Source organism: Lysinibacillus sphaericus OT4b.31 (assembly GCF_000392615.1).
GTDB lineage: Bacteria > Bacillota > Bacilli > Bacillales_A > Planococcaceae > Lysinibacillus > Lysinibacillus sphaericus_B.
This window is the reverse complement of record NZ_KB933427.1, coordinates 1-521: the sequence shown is the minus strand read 5'-3', so window position 1 is coordinate 521 and position 521 is coordinate 1. Positions and strand designations below refer to the sequence as shown.

1 pseudogene is annotated in these 521 nt (G+C 40.9%); it reads left to right on the top strand.

Going from position 1 to position 521, the window contains the following annotated elements:
* Positions 1-74: 74 nt before the first annotated feature.
* Positions 75-446: pseudogene (locus H131_RS26230) on the top strand (transposase); the annotation flags it as partial.
* Between the last annotated feature and the right edge of the window lie 75 nt (positions 447-521).

Here is a 521-nt window from a genome sequence, read left to right as displayed (position 1 = left end):
CGCTTCTGCGGGGCCTTCAACTCATGCTTTTCCCGCAGAAGTCGCCGCCTGCGCTCCAATGAACTAGTGTACCCTATTCAATAACAACGAATGAAGGCAGAATACAGTATAAATCCTATCCATTTCAATGCACAAGTTGTCCCTTATTGGCTCCATGTACGACGAGTAAGGGATCATCAGAAAATCATTGAACGTCCTATTTTGATGCATCATATGGAAGAAGCCTATCATTTACGTCATCAAAGTGACATGAAGCAAACTATGCACGTCGAAAAGAAACGATTGAACGCATATTTACGGATGCGAAAGAAAAGCATGGTATGCGTTGGACGACCTTATAAGGGATTAATAAATTGTCCTTGCAGGCGATGCTTACTTTGACTGCCATGAATTTGAAGAAGTTAGCTAATTGGACAGTGGCAAAGTCCGAAAATGGAAGAAAATAGTTGAACGTAGCGTACTACTCTCGTTAATAGAGTTATTTGTAACTACTATTTCTGATAAAAAATCGAGTAGGAGGG